Raw genomic sequence first — 16,575 nt, forward strand, 5'->3', positions numbered from 1 at the left:
GTAAGCGTAGCCTGAATCTGAGCCCCTTGGGGCGATTACGTAAAAACCACCAGCTAAGCTGGTGGATATTTATTTATTTTTATCGGACAATTTTCCAGTTGCTATCTTTATGTAACACAAGCTCAAACTGCGAAATCTGTGTAGTCTTTATCCATTATGGAAAAGAGCGTCAGCACACGCCCTCTTTATCCTCTTGATTACCCAACACAGGAAATAAAAAGCCCTGTCAAGAACTTGCCACCAAAGGTGGTGCGAAGCATTCTTGACTGGGCTTTTTACTTTGCTGTATCTTCTGTGAGAGGATAAGAGTTATCCTATACCTTTCAAATCTTCAAAGCCTTCTATGGTTGGAACACTGGGCAAACTTTGCCTGTCCTCGTCCACATGCCTGTTAAGTATGGTTTCTCCCTCATAAGGGTTCACATTTCTGTGTCCCTTTATGGTTTCTCCAAACAAATCAAGGCTGTATAGATCGTCATATTTATCAAGCAAATTCTGGAATTTATAACGCTGTATCAATGCTTTTATAGGGTACAGGTCAGACGCTTGCCTGTCCTCTGAACTGATATAGTCCATGATGTATTCACGGAGCTTCTTTAACTCATATTCTTTCCATTCTTCCTCACTGTCAAAATAGTTGTCATACTGTCCGTGTGCAAGTTCCACATTTAATCGTTCCTCACATTCCAGAAACTTCAAAATCTCCTGTTCCATGTGGGAAGTGTTCTTCCATTCCCCACATAATAACTCATTGGGTGTCACACCTAAAACAGAAGTAATCTTTTCTAATGTATCAAAGGTGGGAAAGTTGACACCTCTTTCAATCTTGGAAAGGCTCTGCATATTGATACCGATTGCGTCTGCCAGTTCCTGCTGGTTCATGCCACGAAACTTCCTTACCCTCTGTATGTTCTCTCCTAAAAGCTCATATTTCATGTTGTTTTTCCTCGCTCTCTTGCTTATTTAAGCCTATGATACTTAATATTTTTGAAAATGTCAAGAAATATTGTTGACAAATAAGTTTGATGAGGTTATTATATGATCGGTTGATTGATTAAGCACAACAACATTAATTATCTACTTGCATAAGCATTATAAAGAATTGTTTTCATTCTGAAGGCGTTAATATCAGACTTTCGGGATTGGAAAACGTGGTTTCCTAAAGTGACTGGCTGGACAGGGCACGTCCCCCAGACGTGTTCTGGACAGACAGTTACTTTAGGAAAGGAACGCCTTTAGGCGTTCCGACAGGGCGTTATAGTAACACCGCCCTGCGCGTACAGAATTGATAATTGAAAACAGGCTTAAAATCAGCGTTTATCAAGGATTTTGCAATGTAAAGAATTGCAGTAGAAAAGGAGGAAATACAGATACCAAAGAAAGAGCATATTAGCATTAAGATTGACTACATCAGCATTATATTTGACACTGCAACCGCAGAAGAAGTCATACGTTATGTTCTTGAACTGCCTGTTGATATTTTTGAAACGCAATCGGCAAGGGTACTGCATAAAGACTATCAGACAAAATGGCAGATAGGAAGTATTGAGGTTTTCGGAAATGCAAGAAAAACAGAAGCTAACCCTATGGGGCTTAGTGCATACCTCGTATTAAAAGGAAAGGGCTGTGATGAGATTTTCCGCATACTGGATATGCACGGTCAGACATTTGGTGATTTATTCCGTCGCTGTGAGCGTTGGTTTTATGGCAGTTTCCACTTCACAAGGCTGGATATTGCCATTGATGACAGAAATGAAGTGCCATATTTTACACCAGAGCAGTTAAAGCGGAAATGCGAAAAAGAAGAATATATCGCAAACAGCAACACCCACCATTTTGCTGAAAGTAAATATGAGGAATTTGACACCGCAAAGACGGTCTATATCGGAGCTGGCAAGTCTGCCCTGTCCTACCGTTTTTATGATAAAGATAAAGAAGTCAGCATGAAGAATAATAAGCCTTATGATGAAATCGGGAGCTGGAAACGGACAGAAATGCAGTTACGTGATAAAAAGGCTCATTCATTTGCCATGTTGTTCAAAGACAATCCGCTGGACTTGGGAAAGCTGGCATTTAACCTGCTGGCTGGAAACTTGCGTTTTGTCGTGCCAGAAGCAATAAAAGCCGTTGGAAAACGTGCCAGTTCTGGAAACGGTTTTTAGGAGCAGTTGAAACTTTGAAACTTCATACAGTAACGCCGGATAATACCCTTGTAGAAACACAGAAGTGGCTGAAAGAGGGTGGCGTATTATCGGCTGTCAAGGCGTTCTATTTCCTTGAACAGCATGAAGCATTAGGCGACTTGGAACGTGTGGACGATATGCTGGCAAAAGTCAGATACAGCCCAACATTCAGTTGTAAGCTGACAGGTCATTTACAGAAATTACACAGGGAAGAACTGATACCATATGTACAGTATGATACTAAGAAGAGATAGGAGGTGCGTGTATCAGATATATGAGTGAGATTGATATTCCTGTATGGGAACGCTATACCCTTACCATTGAAGAAGCGTCCCGTTATTTCCGCATTGGAGAAAACAAACTGCGCAGACTGGCAGAAGAAAGTAAAAATGCAAACTGGCTGATTATGAATGGCAACCGTATTCAGATTAAGCGGAAACAGTTTGAAAAAATCATAGATGAATTAGACGCAATTTAGTGAAATTGAGCCTTGTATATGCTATCATAGTTTTAGTCGTATCAAGGCTCTTTCCATAAAGGAAAGGAGCAACCACATGACAGAAAAAAGACGGGATAACAAAGGTCGTATTCTGAGAACAGGAGAGAGCCAGAGAACAGACGGGAGATACTTATATAAATACGTTGACGATACTGGTACGCCACAGTGCGTTTATGCATGGAAACTTGTACCTACGGATAAGACACCAGCCGAAAGCGTGATAAACCCTCATTGAGGGAACTGGAAAAAGAGATACAAAAAGACCTTGCAGACGGTATCGACAGCATAGGCAAGAAAATGACGCTCTGCCAGGTATATGCTAAGCAGAATGCCAGCAGAAGCAATGTAAAGAAAACTACCGCTGTACAGCGTGAACAGCTCATGGAGATACTAAAACGTGATAAGCTGGGGAACAGGAGCATTGACAGCATAAAGCCCTCTGACGCTAAAGAATGGGCTGTCAGAATGAAAGAGAATGGCTATTCCTATCAGACGATTAACAATTATAAGCGTTCCTTAAAGGCTTCCTTTTACATAGCAATAGAGGACGATTATGTCAGAAAGAACCCATTCAATTATGCCTTGAATACAGTGATTGAGGACGACAGAAAGCCCAGAGAAGCACTTACAGAGGAACAGGAAGAAAAGCTGTTATCCTTTGTAGAACATGATAAGACATACCAGAAGCATTATGACGCAATCCTGCTATTGCTGAAAACAGGGCTTCGTATTTCAGAATTTTGCGGGCTGACTGTCAAGGACTTGGATTTTGAGAACCGTATCATCAATGTAGACCACCAGTTATTAAAGAACAAGGAAGTTGGTTACTACATTGAAACACCGAAAACAAAAAGCGGTATCCGTCAAGTTCCTATGAGTGATGAAGCGTGTATGATATTTCAAAGAGTGTTGAAGAACCGCAGAAAACTAGAACCCATCATCATTGACGGTTACAGCGACTTTGTATTCCTTAATCAGCAAGGCTATCCCATGACGGGTGCAAACTATACAACTACGTTTGGAAATCTCATCAAGAAGTATAACAAGCACCATGAGGGCTATTTACCAAATGTTACACCGCATATCTTACGCCATACGTTCTGTACACGTTTAGCAAACAAGAATATGAACCCAAAGAGCTTGCAATACATCATGGGGCATTCAAACATCAATATCACGCTGAACCTATACGCTCATGCTTCGATTGATGGTGTGAAAACGGAATTGTTACGTTTGATAGCGTAAAGAATTTACCACTTTTCAAAGCCAAAACATGAAGATATATAAGAAGAAACGTGAAGTATCTACCGATAGTAAAAATGCCCGAATAGACGATAAAATAAGGCTATACGGACATTTAAGAAGATTTAAAAAGATAATCAAAAATTTAATTTAAGTTTTAATAAATAAAAAAACGTATTTCTTTAGCAAGTGTCGCAATTTTCTACACTTCTAACGATGAAATACGTTTTTTAATATGTAAAGATCTAACTGATATCAAAAAACAGCAGCCTAGGATATAGAGAATATATCCCATTTTATTTCATGTGAATTTGTTTCGTCATATCCTCATCAAAATCTAAACCTTCAAATTGTAAACGATAATAATTCGCGTAAATGCCATTTAACGCGATTAACTCATTATGCGTTCCTCGTTCTTCCTGTCCATTTTCAGAAATGACGATGATTTCATCAGCATTACGGATGGTTGATAGACGATGAGCAATCGTAATGGTTGTACGATTCTTTGCCAGCTCTTCCAGACTTTTTTGAATATGACGTTCACTTTCATTATCCAAAGCACTGGTTGCTTCATCTAATATTAAGATCTTAGGGTCTTTTAGAAAGACTCTGGCAATGGAGATACGTTGTTTCTGACCACCGGATAACCGTGTGCCACGCTCTCCTACAAAGGTATCATATCCATCTGGAAGAGAAACGATAAATTCATGGATATTTGCTTTTTTAGCAGCGGCAATGATTTCCTCATCACTTGCTCCAGGTTTTCCATAAGCGATGTTTTCTTTAATAGAGCCGGTAAACAGATAAACATCCTGTTGCACGATACCAATCGCTTTGCGCAAACTTTCCAAGGTCAGTGAACGAATATCTTTCCCATCTACCTTAATAGAGCCATGTGTAACATCATAAAAGCGAGGCAACAAGGAACAAATGGTTGTCTTTCCACCGCCGCTTGGTCCAACAAGGGCAATGGATTTACCGGCATCAATATGAATGTGAATGTGATCCAATACTTTCTCTTCATCATTGTAAGAGAAGCAAACATCTTCATAATCAATGACACCATGAACTTCTTTCAACTCTTTTGCATCTGGTGCATCTACGATGTCTGGTTTTGTTTCTACTACTTCAAGGAAACGTTTAAAACCAGAGAATCCTTTTTGGAACATTTCCGTGAACTCTACCAACACTTCAATCGGTGCAACAAAGATATTTACATACAGTGCATACGTTGCTAAGGCAACTGGTTCTAAATTTCCCATGGCAATGAAATAACCACCAGCGACTAAAATCGTCAAATACAACAAACCCTGAAAGAAATTATTACCGGCATGGAATAAGCCCATACGATAATAATTGTTTTCCTTTGACTGTAAGAACATTTGATTGCTGTGGGCAAATTTATCACGTTCAATGTCTTCATTCGCAAAGGACTTCACGACACGAATACCTGCTAAGCTATCCTGCAAACTGGCATTTACACCAGCAATCTTACGGCGGTTATCCATGAAGGTTGCCTGCATCTTGCGATTTTGAAATAAACTGAATATCAACATTAATATGGTTACACCGATCAGAATTAAGGTCAAACCGACATGAATATACATCAATAGAATAAAAGAACCAAAGATTTTTAATAAAGAAATGAAGACATTTTCCGGGCCATGATGGGCTAATTCGCTGATATCAAATAAATCCGAAACCAGTTTGCTCATCATTTCTCCGGTATTATTTTTATCATAATAGGAAAAAGATAAACGTTCAAACTGATCAAACAGATCCTGACGCATATCACTTTCCATGCGGGCACCCATAATATGACCTTGTGCTGTTACATAGTAGCGACATAAGGCACGAAGGATATACATGATCAATAATCCAACACCTAACCAAACCAGACTATCTAAAATAGCTTCCTTTGTCTGTAAATAAAATGTGTTATTTAAGTAATTTAAAATCTGGGGGAATGCCAGATCAATAACACTAATGACTAAGGCACATATCATATCTAATAAGAATACGGTACGATATGGTTTATAATAATTCATAAATTTCTTCATAATATGCATATGTATCACTCCCTCTTTGACATACCGCTTTATTATAAAGCAATTTTTAAGTTTCCTCCACTCTTTCAACCGAAAAAATATTGAAAAAATAAAGGAAGGCTACCTATTTTTCGTGAATTACGTTATAATATGAACGGTGTAATGAAAAGAAGAGGTAAGAAATATGAGTATAATATCTTATGTAGTAATTATCTTATTGTTTGCGGCTGCAATAGCCTTTATGATTTATAAACAAAACTCTGTCGGTCGTTTAAATATAGCTATTCAGGGGAAGGATTATGCAAAGGTTATTGAGCTTTGTGAAAAAGATGCTTATCAGAAAGCGGTTGGCAAATTTAATTGTGAATTGTATCGCTTAAAAGCTATTTATCGTAGCCGTCCTGAAGCAGAACGTCAAAAAGCATTGGAAGAGGCCTTGGCGAAGGATTATACAATGGAAAATAAAGAAGAAATCTTAGATTTATATTTCCATATTTATTTACAGAATCAGAATCGTGCATATTGTGATAAATTGATGGAGATCATTGACACAATTGATGATGAAACTTTTAAAATGTATCAGCGTTGGTCTTATGAAGTTGTCTTTAATAAACGAACAGATTTAATTAAAGAAATGGATGATGCCATTGAAGATAAACGTATGAAGGGCTTTGGCTTGGGCGTCAGTGCTTATATGATTGGCTTATCTTATTACTATTTAGAAAACTGGGAAAGTTCTCGTTCCTATTTCTATTCCAGCATCAGCTGTTTTCATCCAGGCAACATGTATGTAGAGCTAGCGAAAAAATATGTAAATGAGCTAAATGAAAAATTAGGTTCTGACATCACGATTTAGTAAAAAAACCTTGTGAAATTCTCAAGGTTTTTTAAAAAAGAGGGAAAACTATGGAATATGTATATGAATATCAGTTTGAAAAGGACAGAGTTCATGATTACAGTGATGAATTTTTTGAAATCCTGCAAAAACGTAATCACATATTAAAAACGAAAAAAGCAGTGGTACATAAATTTCATTATTTTTATTATGCACTTGCAGCTGTTTTTTTATCCATGTTAAGTATTCTATTTGGGGCAGAAACAGATTCTGATTTTTATAAGGTGATTTTCACCCTGTCTATATATTTGGCTTTATTTTGGAGCATCATCGGTTGTTACTTATTTATATGCAAACTGCGATTTCGCAAACGTTATTGCGGGCTTCGTGAACAAAATGGAGTGGTAACACTAAGCGAGGATACGATCAGTGATGAATACCAAGATGTCATGATGAGCTATAAACAAGAAGTGATCAAAAAAGTTGTCATCGGACGTGAAATTATGGTCTTTTTTGTGGATAAGCATAAGCCTTTTATCATGGTACCAAGAGTTGATTTTAAAGAGGAAACCTTTTTAAAATTAGTAAAGGAAATATTTCATGATCGCATCGTATATTGGAAACGTATATCTTAAATTCGTGCGATAAACAAGCTATGTGATGCTGTAGTAATGACTGTGACAAACCGCAGTCTTTTTTTATTGTGCAGCAAAAATCATTTATGTACATGACAGCTTGTTCTTTTTGTATCCTTGTCAAAGGGCAGAGTTCAACAAATGGTTTTATTTCAGAATTATAAAAGCTTTTGTAGTGTGCGCCAGATAAGATGAATAAGCCAAGCACCTAAGAGGATGCAGAAAAGATAAATAAGATTACGCATAGAAATACCAAAAATTGGTGTTAACAAGTCAAAGAAAGGTTGCGTGCTTTCATAATAAGGGCTGATATAAAACATATTAAGCTCTCCCAGTGTATGAAAAGCAATATTTAAAAAGGTTGCTATGCCGGCAAACATAAAGAATAAAGGCAAAGTTTGTAAGAAACCTTTTGTGGTTGTATCGCCTTGTTTATGAAAGCCAATCCATAAACTCAAGAATAGTAATAAGAAATGCCATAAAAAGGCATGTGCCGTTAGCATCACGTAACGATGCATCAAATCATCCGGAAAAAGAAGGGCCATGATAGCTCCTAGTAAACTAAAGTCCATGAGAAAGGTTTCTAATGGTATCCGCCATTGATCTTTTAAGAAAGGAAATAAGATTCCGATATACATAGGTAAGGAGCATAACTGAAAAGGAAAGATCCACCAATCATATTGTTGGGCATCAAGCAGATAAAAGTGAAATAGCTGTTTATAAAGTTCTAGTATGAGCAATACAAGACTGATTCCAAAGATGCCATAAACATACTGTTTTTTAGTAACATGACGTAAACGATAAGCAATTCCTATGCACACACTAATTCCCACGAGTAACATCAACACATGAAAAAGACCGAAAGGTTTAGGCTTTTCCATTTCCCAGGCAGTATAGCGTAAAAATTGTTGCATATGCTCACCTCATTTCAAAAGGCTTCTTTATCTTTATTATACAGCGTATTCAACTTACCAAACAAAAACTTCTCCGACAAGCAGAGAAGTTATACGATTATCGATCAAAGCGTTTACGACGAATGGTGGATTGAATGAATAATTCTTTTAATCCTTCAACATCATCCTGTTCCAACTTTGTCTTTAAATGATTGATTTCCTTCACGAAGTCATCGATTTCGCGAATTAAATTATCTTTATTTAAGAAAAACAATTCACTCCATAGATTTTCATTGATCTTGGCAATTCTTGTTAAATCACGGAAACTATCTCCGGTATATTCCACCAAATGTGTATTATCGTTAGTATTCATTAGCGATACGGCAATCACATGCGTCAATTGTGAAACAAAGCCGACCATTTCATCATGTTCTTCCGGTGTTAATACGGAAATATTCGTAAAGCCTAAAATACTGGCAAATTCTTTTAAGGTAGCTATGGCTGTCTCGGTGTTTTTAGCAGTTGGAGTGATAATGAAATTAGCAATATGGAAAATAGCATCATCCGCATATTTCACACCGCTGACTTCTTTCCCTGCCATTGGATGAGAGGCGCAAAATTCTAGATCCTCACGTAAAATACTTTGGATACGTTCTACAATATTGCGTTTTACACCACTTACATCTGTCAGAAAAGCATGGGGCTTCATGTATTTTTGATACGTTGCATACCACTCCACCGTCATGTTGGGATACAATCCGGAAATGATGAAATCAGCGTTTTGAATCAGTTCAATAGCAAAAGTACTTCCTTCATCAATGATGTCATGTTCCTTGGCATAATCAATGCTTAACTGGTTAATGTCAATGGCATCCACATGAAATCCATTGCGTTTTAATCCCATGGCATAGCTGCCACCAATCAAACCAAGTCCAACAATTAAAAAACGGGTATCTTTTTTTATCATAAGCTTTCCACCTTTTCTTGCACCTTCGCAAAATCATCAAAGAAGGTAGGATAGCTCTTGGTAATCGCCTGTGCATCCTCTATGGTTGTACAGGAATTACTGCAAGCTGTGGCAACACTTAAGGCCATCACAATGCGATGATCATTATGTCCATGCAATGTCTGTTTGCATGTATAGTCTTGCCCGCCTTGAATGAAGATTTCATCTTCTGTAGAGGTTATGGTAACGCCAAACTTGCGCAGTTCTTCTTCCATTGCCGCAATGCGATCACTTTCTTTAATGCGCAATCTGCCGGCATTGTAAATATGCGTATTTCCCAGGGAATACATGCCAAGCACACAAAGAATAGGTCCTAGATCCGGACAGTTTGCTAAATCAATGGAGGTGCCCTTTAATTCACTTTTATAAAAGGTATAGCCATGGGGTACTTCTTCTATACGTGCCCCAAAGCTTTTTAAGATTTCCAAAATCGCTTTATCACCCTGTCTTGATGCATGAGAAACACCGGTCACGGTAATCTTTCCATGAATCGCAGCATATACCGCAAAGAAAGCCAATTGTGAATAATCACCTTCAATCTCATAATTGTTTGCTTGATAGGTTTGTCCACCCGGAATAGCAAGTGTCATTTCATCTTTAAAATAAGCATGGACACCGAAATGTTCCAGCATTTGTAAGGTCAGTTCCACATAAGAACGTGATTCAAAGGGAGGAAGAATATGAATTGTAGAGTCCTTTTCCAACAGTGGTAGGGTGAACAATAAACCACTGATGAATTGTGAACTGACATCACCTTTGATCTGATATTCTCCATAAGGTAGTGCCTCCTGAATGTGGATACCATGGGCATCTTGCTGAAAGGCTAATCCTTTTTCATGAAAGATGTCTTCATATACTTTTTGCGGTCTTTGTAATAATCGTCCGCTGCCGGTAAAGGTGATTGGTTTTTCACAAAGAGAGAAAATAGGAATAAAGAAACGTAAGGTAGAACCGGATTCATTGCAAAAAATTTCCTTGTCTTTTAAACCTTGAAAGTTTGCTATACCATCAATAGTGACAGTATCTTCCGCTATTTCAATATGTGCGCCAAGCTGTTTCATTCCTTCTATCGTTGCACGTATATCTTTGGAATAGGCAACATTGGATATGACACTTCTTCCCTTCGCAAGAGAAGCACAGATAATTGCACGATGTGCCATGGATTTGCTTGGGGGAATATGCACATGACCTTTACCTAAAGAGGTAGCTATGGTAACTTTCATTACATATCCCTCCCAATGACATTCGCAATCGCTTTCCCTTTTTGAATCAACTGCTTAAAGTTTTCCGGTTTCAAGGATTGTGCACCATCGCTCCATGCACATTCCGGATGATCATGGACTTCAATGATTAGACCATCTGCACCTGCCGCAATCGCAGCTAAAGATGCGGCTTCCACCAGTTCCCAATCACCGGTCGCATGACTTGGATCAATGATGATAGGCAAATGGGTCTTCTTCTTGATGATTGGAATGACACTAAGATCTAAGGTATTTCGGGTGTATGGCTCAAAGGTACGAATGCCTCGTTCACAAAGAATGACATTTGGATTTCCTTCAGAAAGAATATATTCTGCACTCATGATCCATTCTTCTATCGTATTGGCCAAACCACGTTTTAGCAAGATTGGTTTTTGTGTCTTTCCTACCGCTTTTAACAAATCAAAGTTTTGCATATTACGGGCCCCAATCTGAATGATATCGACATGTTCCACAAATTCATCAAGTTTATCAGCACTCATCAATTCTGTGACAATTGGTAAGCCACTTTGTTTTCTTGCTTGTGCTAAAGCAAGGATACCTTCTGTTCCCATGCCCTGAAAAGCATACGGAGAGGTTCTCGGTTTATAAGCGCCACCTCTTAACATACAGCCACCGGCATCCTTTACTTCTTGGGCCAGATGCATGATCATCTCTTTTCCTTCTACACTGCAAGGACCGCCAATAACAACTAGTTTTTCGTTACCGCCAATGCGGATACCATTGACTTCGACAATCGTATCTTCTGGATGAAACATACGACTTGCTTTTTTATATGGGGATGATACACGCACAACACTTTCCACATGAGGGTTTGCCTCAATGCGCTTAGGATCAATTTGACTGGTATCGCCTACGACTCCAAAGACATTGAAATTCTCACCAATGCTCTCATGTATTTGTAAGCCGCGCTCCTTTAATTGCTTCATAACATGTTCAATATCACTTGTTGTTGCATCTTTCTTCATCGTAATAATCATATGAGAAACCTCCTTTATTTCTAATCTTATCTTGGTGGACGTATCCACATCGTTAATTTTATTTCTGCATTTCCATAGTTGCACTACGCTCCATGAGCATATCTAAGATACCGATAGCCAAAACCGCATCGACTACGATTCTTGCGCGATGGATGATGGCAGGATCATGTCTACCCTGAATCGTTAGTTTCACGGCTTCAAGCGTTTCCTTATCAATCGTATCCTGTTCCTTATAAATAGATGGCGTTGGTTTAATAACTGTTTTGATCAGTACCGGCATACCATTACTGATACCTCCGTTAATACCACCGTTATGATTGGTCCTGGTTTTTACTTTGCCATCATAAATAATGGCATCATTGACTTCACTTCCATAACGATCACAAAAGGCAAAACCCAAACCAAATTCGACACCTTTTACAGCCGGTACACTGAATAATAAATGGCTTAAACGACTTTCCATGGAATCAAAGAAAGGTTCTCCGATACCAGCCGGTAAATGTAAAATTGCACTTTCTAAGATACCACCTACACTATCTCCTTGCATCGCTGCTTCTTCTATTTGTGTACGCATCGCTTGCGCTGCTGTTTCATCTAATACCGCAAGATCGCTGGTATTCATTTGTCGAAGCTGTTGTTCAAGGAGTTCTTCCTCTTGAGCAAATGGCTGATCTTTGATGGTATGACACTGGGCAATATGAGAACCAATCAAAATGCCTTTTTGTTGTAACACCTGCATGGCAATTGCACCTGCCGCCACAAGGGGTGCCGTAATGCGTCCGCTGAAATGGCCGCCGCCGCGATAATCTTGATAACCACTATACTTTACATCAGCGGTATAATCGGCATGTGAGGGACGCAAGCGATTCTTGGTTTTGGTATAATCACCACTACGCGTATTGGTGTTTTCTATCAGAATGGTTAACGGTGTCCCGGTAGTATAGCCTTCAAAATATCCACTGACGATATGCAACGCATCACTTTCTTTACGCTGTGTGCTGATACGTCCTTTCGCCTTACGTTTATCCATCATGGCATTGATGAAATCCATGTCCAGATGAATACCGGCAGCTAAACCGTCAATGACGACACCGATTGCCTCTCCATGACTTTCTCCAAAGATCGTAACACTGAATTGATTTCCAAATGTATTCTTCATAACCTTATCCTTTCAAAATGTGACGAACATCACTTAACTTCCATTCTTTTAATTCTGCTTTACCAATCGTATTGACCTTAACAACGGTGACATGATCGCCGCTTGCTTTCTTATCTTTGCATAATATTTCAAACACTTCATCACTATCATAAGGTACATCACTTTGTAAATGCATCCGTTTATAAATAGGTAAGACACGTTTTTGAACATCTTCACTCATAAAATACAACATGCCCATGGCAACACATTCTCCATGCAAATATTGTGAAAGGTGATAATAGCTTTCAATAGCATGTCCGATGGTATGACCAAAGTTTAAGATCTTGCGTAAGCCCAACTCTTTTTCATCAGCTTCCACAACTGCTTTTTTCACGCATAGCGCATGATAGATGATTTCTTCTAAATGAGCAGGAATATCTTCTTCCTCAAAAAGGGCAAATAGTTTTTCATCATAGATCAATCCGGCTTTCAATGCTTCTACTAAACCATTATAGAAATGCCGTTTTGGCAGTGTTAATAAAGTGTCTGTATCAATGAAGACAGCTTTAGGCTGATAAAAGGCCCCAACGATGTTTTTCACATCATCCAAATTGATGGCAACCTTACCACCGATACTACTGTCGATTTGTGAGAGCGTAGTGGTCGGTATCTGAATAAAGTCAATACCACGCATATAGCTGGCTGCCACAAAACCGGATAAATCTCCTACAACCCCGCCACCTAACGCAATGACACAATCCTTACGTGAGAAATTATGTTCCAGCAAATCCTCACAGAGTTGTTGAAAGACCTTCATGCTCTTACTGGATTCACCAGCTTCGACAACATGTACATAGCCTTCCTTACATTGTTCCTTAACGGTTTGTGCATAGGAATTTGGTACACCGGTATCGGTAATGATCATAACCTTGCGATTCAGTTGAATATGATCGTTTAAGCGATATAAGATGCCTTTTTCCATATAAATATCGTATCCATTTTCTTTTAGATCTACATGTAGTTTCATAACGATTCCTCCCTGATAAAGAAAAAAAGCATCAGTGAATTGCAGATGCTTTTTTTATCCGTTATAAAGAAGTGAAAAAGAACCATGTTTGGCTTTATAACGAAGATTAAAGATAATAATAAAATCCTTTGTTATGCATGGCTATCACTCCAATTTCCTATATCATAATATAATCAAGAAAGAATTTCAAGCAAATCCATACATAAAATGAAAGAAATTTCAAATTCTTGTAAACGCAATGAAAACAATCGCATCTTACCATGGCTTCACTATGCCATTCTTACGCATGATTGATTTCTTTCATTTGCATAATTGGTAATTAGATGGTTTCTGATGCAGGACCTTAGATGGCTATTCATATAAAAGGATATGATATAGTATCTGAATCGAGGGTCAACGCTTCATTTCCTTTACATTTCTTTTCTGAAACTATATTCATTCATATCAAAGTATTGTATAATAAAAAAGAATGAAAAAGAGGTGAGGATATGACGAAGTTGGATGATGCCCGCAAGGACATTAATGAGATAGATGCGCAAATGGCAGAGCTGTTTGAAAAACGCATGCAGGCTGTAGAAAAGGTCATAGCTTATAAACAGGAACAAGGGCTTCCGGTATTAGATCGCAGCCGTGAGAACTTTGTCATTGCACATAATCTGCAATATATCAAAGAAGAAAAATATCAAGACAGCTATAAAGAGTTTTTGCAGGATATCATGGCAATCTCACGTAAATATCAGAAAATGATTCTGAATCAGGATGTTGTCGGTTATCAAGGCGTGGAGGGTGCTTTTTCACATATCGCCTGCACACATGTCTTTCCGGAACATAAAAAACAACGGTATGCATCTTTTGAAGATGTGTTTAAAGCCGTTGTGGATGGAGAAATCCGTTATGGTATCGTACCGTTTGAAAACAGCTATACCGGAGAAGTAGGAGAGGTATTAGATTTATTAATCAAGTATCCTGTTTATGTCTGTAAGGATTATGACTTAAAGATCTCACAGAATTTACTAGGAATCCCGGGAGCAAAACTGGAAGATATCCGTCAGGTATATTCAAAAGATCAGGCAATCTATCAATCGAAACAATTTTTAGAAGGCAGAGGATATGAATTGATACCGTATCCGAATACGGCATTAGCGGCAGAATATATTGCTAAACAAAATGATAAAAAGAAAGCTGCCATAGCCGCAAAAGAAAATGCAGAACGGTATGGCTTAGCCGTGTTAGCAGAGGATATCAATACCAGTGCCCAAAATACGACACGCTTTATCATCATTGGCAGAGATTTACAACCAAGTGGAAATATCTTTTCCTTAGCTGTCATTATACCGCATAAAGCAGGAGCATTAGTCAGTGCCATGAATATCATTGCACGTCATGGTTTTAATATGCAAAGCATCATCTCGCGCTCCATAAAAGACAGACCATGGGAATATTATTTCTATGTTGAAATTGATGGTAATATCCAAAAGGAACAGGAACAGTTGTTGGTACAGGAGTTAAAAGATGTTTGTGAAGAAGTGCGCATCTTAGGTGCATATACAAAAGAAAGCAGGGATGAAAAATGAGTTTTGTGAAAGAAAAAGTGAATACGACACCAATTGAAGATACCGTTTTTGCGATCGTGAAAAAAGCGAAGGAAGCAAAAGCAGCAGTTGGTGCAGAGAAGATCGTTGATGCGACCATTGGTTCTTTGTACAATGAAGAGGGAACAATCGTAGCCTTTGAAAGTGTGTTTACACCTTATGATCATATAGCCAAGGAAACAAAGGCAGCCTATGCCGGAAGTTTTGTCGGTAATGACAGCTATCGTCAGCAGGTGTATGATTGGATCGTTAAACCAAGTGGTTCCACCTTAGCACACAGTGTGATTGCCACACCGGGAGGCACCGGTGCTGTGGCGATCACTTTATCAGAAATTTTGGATGAAGGGGAAACTGTTATCTTACCGGAAATTGCCTGGGGCAGCTATAAGCTGATGGCAACGATGGATAATCTAAATGTCGCAACTTATGCATTGTTTGAAGAAGATCATTTCAATTTAACATCTTTAAAACAAGTATGTCGTCAGGTGATGGAAAAACAGCAGAAACTGTTAATTGTCATCAATGACCCTTGCCATAATCCTACCGGTTATTCTTTAAGTAAGGAAGAGTGGCAGGAAGTTGTTGCTTTCTTAAATGCATGTGCCAAAGAAGTACCGGTCGTTTTATTAAACGATATTGCGTATATTGACTATGCGTATGATTTACCACATTCTCGTGACTATATTAAAACCTTTGATGAGTTTAGTGATAATGTATTTGCCATCATTGCGTTCAGCTGCAGTAAATCATTAACTTCTTATGGTTTGCGTTGCGGTGCTGCTATTTTGTTAGGTAAGAGTGAAGAAGCTGTCCGTGGCGTTGAAATTGTTTTTGAAAAAGCTGCCAGAGCAACTTGGTCAAATGTACCTAATGCCGCTATGGATAACTTTACGTTTGTGACAACCGAAAACTATGATGCTTTTATGAAAGAAAAAGATGGCTATGTGAAGCTATTGAAGCAACGCAGTGATATCTTTACTAGTGAAGCTGATGCCTGTGGCTTGGCATATTATCCTTACAAGGAAGGCTTCTTTGTAACGGTAGCAATTCCAGATAATAAAGTACGTGACAGTTATCATGAAAAGCTTATGGAACAGCATATCTATACCGTAAAGGTAAATAAAGGTATTCGTGTAGCTGTATGTAGTTTAAGTGTTGCGAAATGCAAGGGCTTAGCAAAACGAATGAAAGATATTTTAGATACAATTGAGTAAGGAAAGCGGAATGTCTGAATTGCT

At 38.5% G+C, this 16,575-nt stretch carries 13 protein-coding genes and 2 pseudogenes; 7 read left to right on the forward strand and 8 right to left on the reverse strand.

The window, feature by feature from the left end:
- Positions 1–309 precede the first annotated feature (309 nt).
- Positions 310–882 carry a helix-turn-helix domain-containing protein gene (locus ACESSZ_RS07355; RefSeq protein WP_499842725.1) on the reverse strand — a complete coding sequence of 191 codons (573 nt, stop codon included), beginning with the start codon at positions 880–882 and terminating at the stop codon, positions 310–312.
- Positions 883–1,448: 566 nt separating this feature from the next.
- Here ACESSZ_RS07355 and ACESSZ_RS07360 point away from each other — a divergent pair.
- From ACESSZ_RS07360 to ACESSZ_RS07370, 3 genes and pseudogenes are all read left to right on the forward strand, one after another.
- A pseudogene (locus ACESSZ_RS07360) lies at positions 1,449–2,437 on the forward strand (replication initiation factor domain-containing protein).
- Between the two features lie 20 nt (positions 2,438–2,457).
- Positions 2,458–2,661: an excisionase gene (locus tag ACESSZ_RS07365; RefSeq protein WP_008690908.1), complete on the forward strand. Its 204-nt coding sequence runs from the start codon at positions 2,458–2,460 to the stop codon at positions 2,659–2,661.
- 76 nt (positions 2,662–2,737) lie between these two features.
- Positions 2,738–3,927 (forward strand): annotated as a pseudogene (locus ACESSZ_RS07370) (site-specific integrase).
- 293 nt (positions 3,928–4,220) lie between these two features.
- On the opposite strand, the gene ACESSZ_RS07375 reads toward ACESSZ_RS07370, so the two are convergent.
- The gene (locus ACESSZ_RS07375) at positions 4,221–5,993 is read right to left on the reverse strand and encodes an ABC transporter ATP-binding protein (RefSeq protein WP_008690914.1); all 1,773 of its coding nucleotides are present in this window, start codon (positions 5,991–5,993) and stop codon (positions 4,221–4,223) included.
- A gap of 163 nt (positions 5,994–6,156) precedes the next feature.
- Here ACESSZ_RS07375 and ACESSZ_RS07380 point away from each other — a divergent pair, with 163 nt between their 5' ends.
- Positions 6,157–6,828 (forward strand): hypothetical protein, encoded by a 672-nt coding sequence (locus ACESSZ_RS07380; protein ID WP_008690915.1) that lies wholly within the window; start codon positions 6,157–6,159, stop codon positions 6,826–6,828.
- Between the two features lie 50 nt (positions 6,829–6,878).
- Positions 6,879–7,442: a hypothetical protein gene (locus tag ACESSZ_RS07385; protein ID WP_008690917.1), complete on the forward strand. Its 564-nt coding sequence runs from the start codon at positions 6,879–6,881 to the stop codon at positions 7,440–7,442.
- Positions 7,443–7,600: 158 nt separating this feature from the next.
- Here the strand turns inward: ACESSZ_RS07385 and ACESSZ_RS07390 are convergent, their stop codons facing one another.
- The 6 genes from ACESSZ_RS07390 to aroB all read right to left on the reverse strand — a co-directional run bounded on the left by ACESSZ_RS07390 (position 7,601) and on the right by aroB (position 13,745).
- Positions 7,601–8,356 carry a TMEM164 family acyltransferase gene (locus ACESSZ_RS07390; RefSeq protein WP_008690919.1) on the reverse strand — a complete coding sequence of 252 codons (756 nt, stop codon included), beginning with the start codon at positions 8,354–8,356 and terminating at the stop codon, positions 7,601–7,603.
- 97 nt (positions 8,357–8,453) lie between these two features.
- The gene (locus ACESSZ_RS07395) at positions 8,454–9,302 is read right to left on the reverse strand and encodes a prephenate dehydrogenase (RefSeq protein WP_008690921.1); all 849 of its coding nucleotides are present in this window, start codon (positions 9,300–9,302) and stop codon (positions 8,454–8,456) included.
- Positions 9,299–10,564 (reverse strand): 3-phosphoshikimate 1-carboxyvinyltransferase, encoded by a 1,266-nt coding sequence (aroA, locus tag ACESSZ_RS07400; protein WP_008690922.1) that lies wholly within the window; start codon positions 10,562–10,564, stop codon positions 9,299–9,301. Before aroA ends, ACESSZ_RS07395 begins: the two co-directional genes overlap by 4 nt.
- Positions 10,564–11,580, reverse strand: a complete 1,017-nt coding sequence (aroF, locus tag ACESSZ_RS07405) for a 3-deoxy-7-phosphoheptulonate synthase (RefSeq protein WP_008690923.1) — start codon at positions 11,578–11,580, stop codon at positions 10,564–10,566. The genes aroA and aroF overlap by 1 nt, the downstream gene beginning before the upstream one ends.
- Before the next feature lie 58 nt (positions 11,581–11,638).
- Positions 11,639–12,739, reverse strand: a complete 1,101-nt coding sequence (gene aroC, locus ACESSZ_RS07410) for a chorismate synthase (protein WP_008690924.1) — start codon at positions 12,737–12,739, stop codon at positions 11,639–11,641.
- 4 nt (positions 12,740–12,743) lie between these two features.
- A complete protein-coding gene (gene aroB / locus ACESSZ_RS07415) occupies positions 12,744–13,745 on the reverse strand; it encodes a 3-dehydroquinate synthase (protein ID WP_008690925.1) in 1,002 nt (333 codons plus the stop codon).
- 488 nt (positions 13,746–14,233) lie between these two features.
- Here aroB and ACESSZ_RS07420 point away from each other — a divergent pair, with 488 nt between their 5' ends.
- Positions 14,234–15,319: a chorismate mutase gene (locus ACESSZ_RS07420; protein WP_008690926.1), complete on the forward strand. Its 1,086-nt coding sequence runs from the start codon at positions 14,234–14,236 to the stop codon at positions 15,317–15,319.
- Complete coding sequence (locus ACESSZ_RS07425; protein ID WP_008690927.1) at positions 15,316–16,551, forward strand: pyridoxal phosphate-dependent aminotransferase; 1,236 nt, start codon at positions 15,316–15,318, stop codon at positions 16,549–16,551. The genes ACESSZ_RS07420 and ACESSZ_RS07425 overlap by 4 nt, the downstream gene beginning before the upstream one ends.
- The last annotated feature ends 24 nt before the right edge of the window (positions 16,552–16,575 follow it).

This window comes from Eubacterium sp. 3_1_31 (genome assembly GCF_964249515.1).
GTDB lineage: Bacteria > Bacillota_I > Bacilli_A > Erysipelotrichales > Erysipelotrichaceae > Longicatena > Longicatena caecimuris.

Coding starts and splice junctions, on each gene's coding strand:
- ACESSZ_RS07355 (WP_499842725.1), bottom strand. CDS start 882: ATGAACCAGCAGGAACTGGCAGACGCAATCGGTATCAATATGCAGAGC.
- ACESSZ_RS07365 (WP_008690908.1), top strand. CDS start 2,458: ATGAGTGAGATTGATATTCCTGTATGGGAACGCTATACCCTTACCATT.
- ACESSZ_RS07375 (WP_008690914.1), bottom strand. CDS start 5,993: ATGCATATTATGAAGAAATTTATGAATTATTATAAACCATATCGTACC.
- ACESSZ_RS07380 (WP_008690915.1), top strand. CDS start 6,157: ATGAGTATAATATCTTATGTAGTAATTATCTTATTGTTTGCGGCTGCA.
- ACESSZ_RS07385 (WP_008690917.1), top strand. CDS start 6,879: ATGGAATATGTATATGAATATCAGTTTGAAAAGGACAGAGTTCATGAT.
- ACESSZ_RS07390 (WP_008690919.1), bottom strand. CDS start 8,356: ATGCAACAATTTTTACGCTATACTGCCTGGGAAATGGAAAAGCCTAAA.
- ACESSZ_RS07395 (WP_008690921.1), bottom strand. CDS start 9,302: ATGATAAAAAAAGATACCCGTTTTTTAATTGTTGGACTTGGTTTGATT.
- aroA (WP_008690922.1), bottom strand. CDS start 10,564: ATGAAAGTTACCATAGCTACCTCTTTAGGTAAAGGTCATGTGCATATT.
- aroF (WP_008690923.1), bottom strand. CDS start 11,580: ATGATTATTACGATGAAGAAAGATGCAACAACAAGTGATATTGAACAT.
- aroC (WP_008690924.1), bottom strand. CDS start 12,739: ATGAAGAATACATTTGGAAATCAATTCAGTGTTACGATCTTTGGAGAA.
- aroB (WP_008690925.1), bottom strand. CDS start 13,745: ATGAAACTACATGTAGATCTAAAAGAAAATGGATACGATATTTATATG.
- ACESSZ_RS07420 (WP_008690926.1), top strand. CDS start 14,234: ATGACGAAGTTGGATGATGCCCGCAAGGACATTAATGAGATAGATGCG.
- ACESSZ_RS07425 (WP_008690927.1), top strand. CDS start 15,316: ATGAGTTTTGTGAAAGAAAAAGTGAATACGACACCAATTGAAGATACC.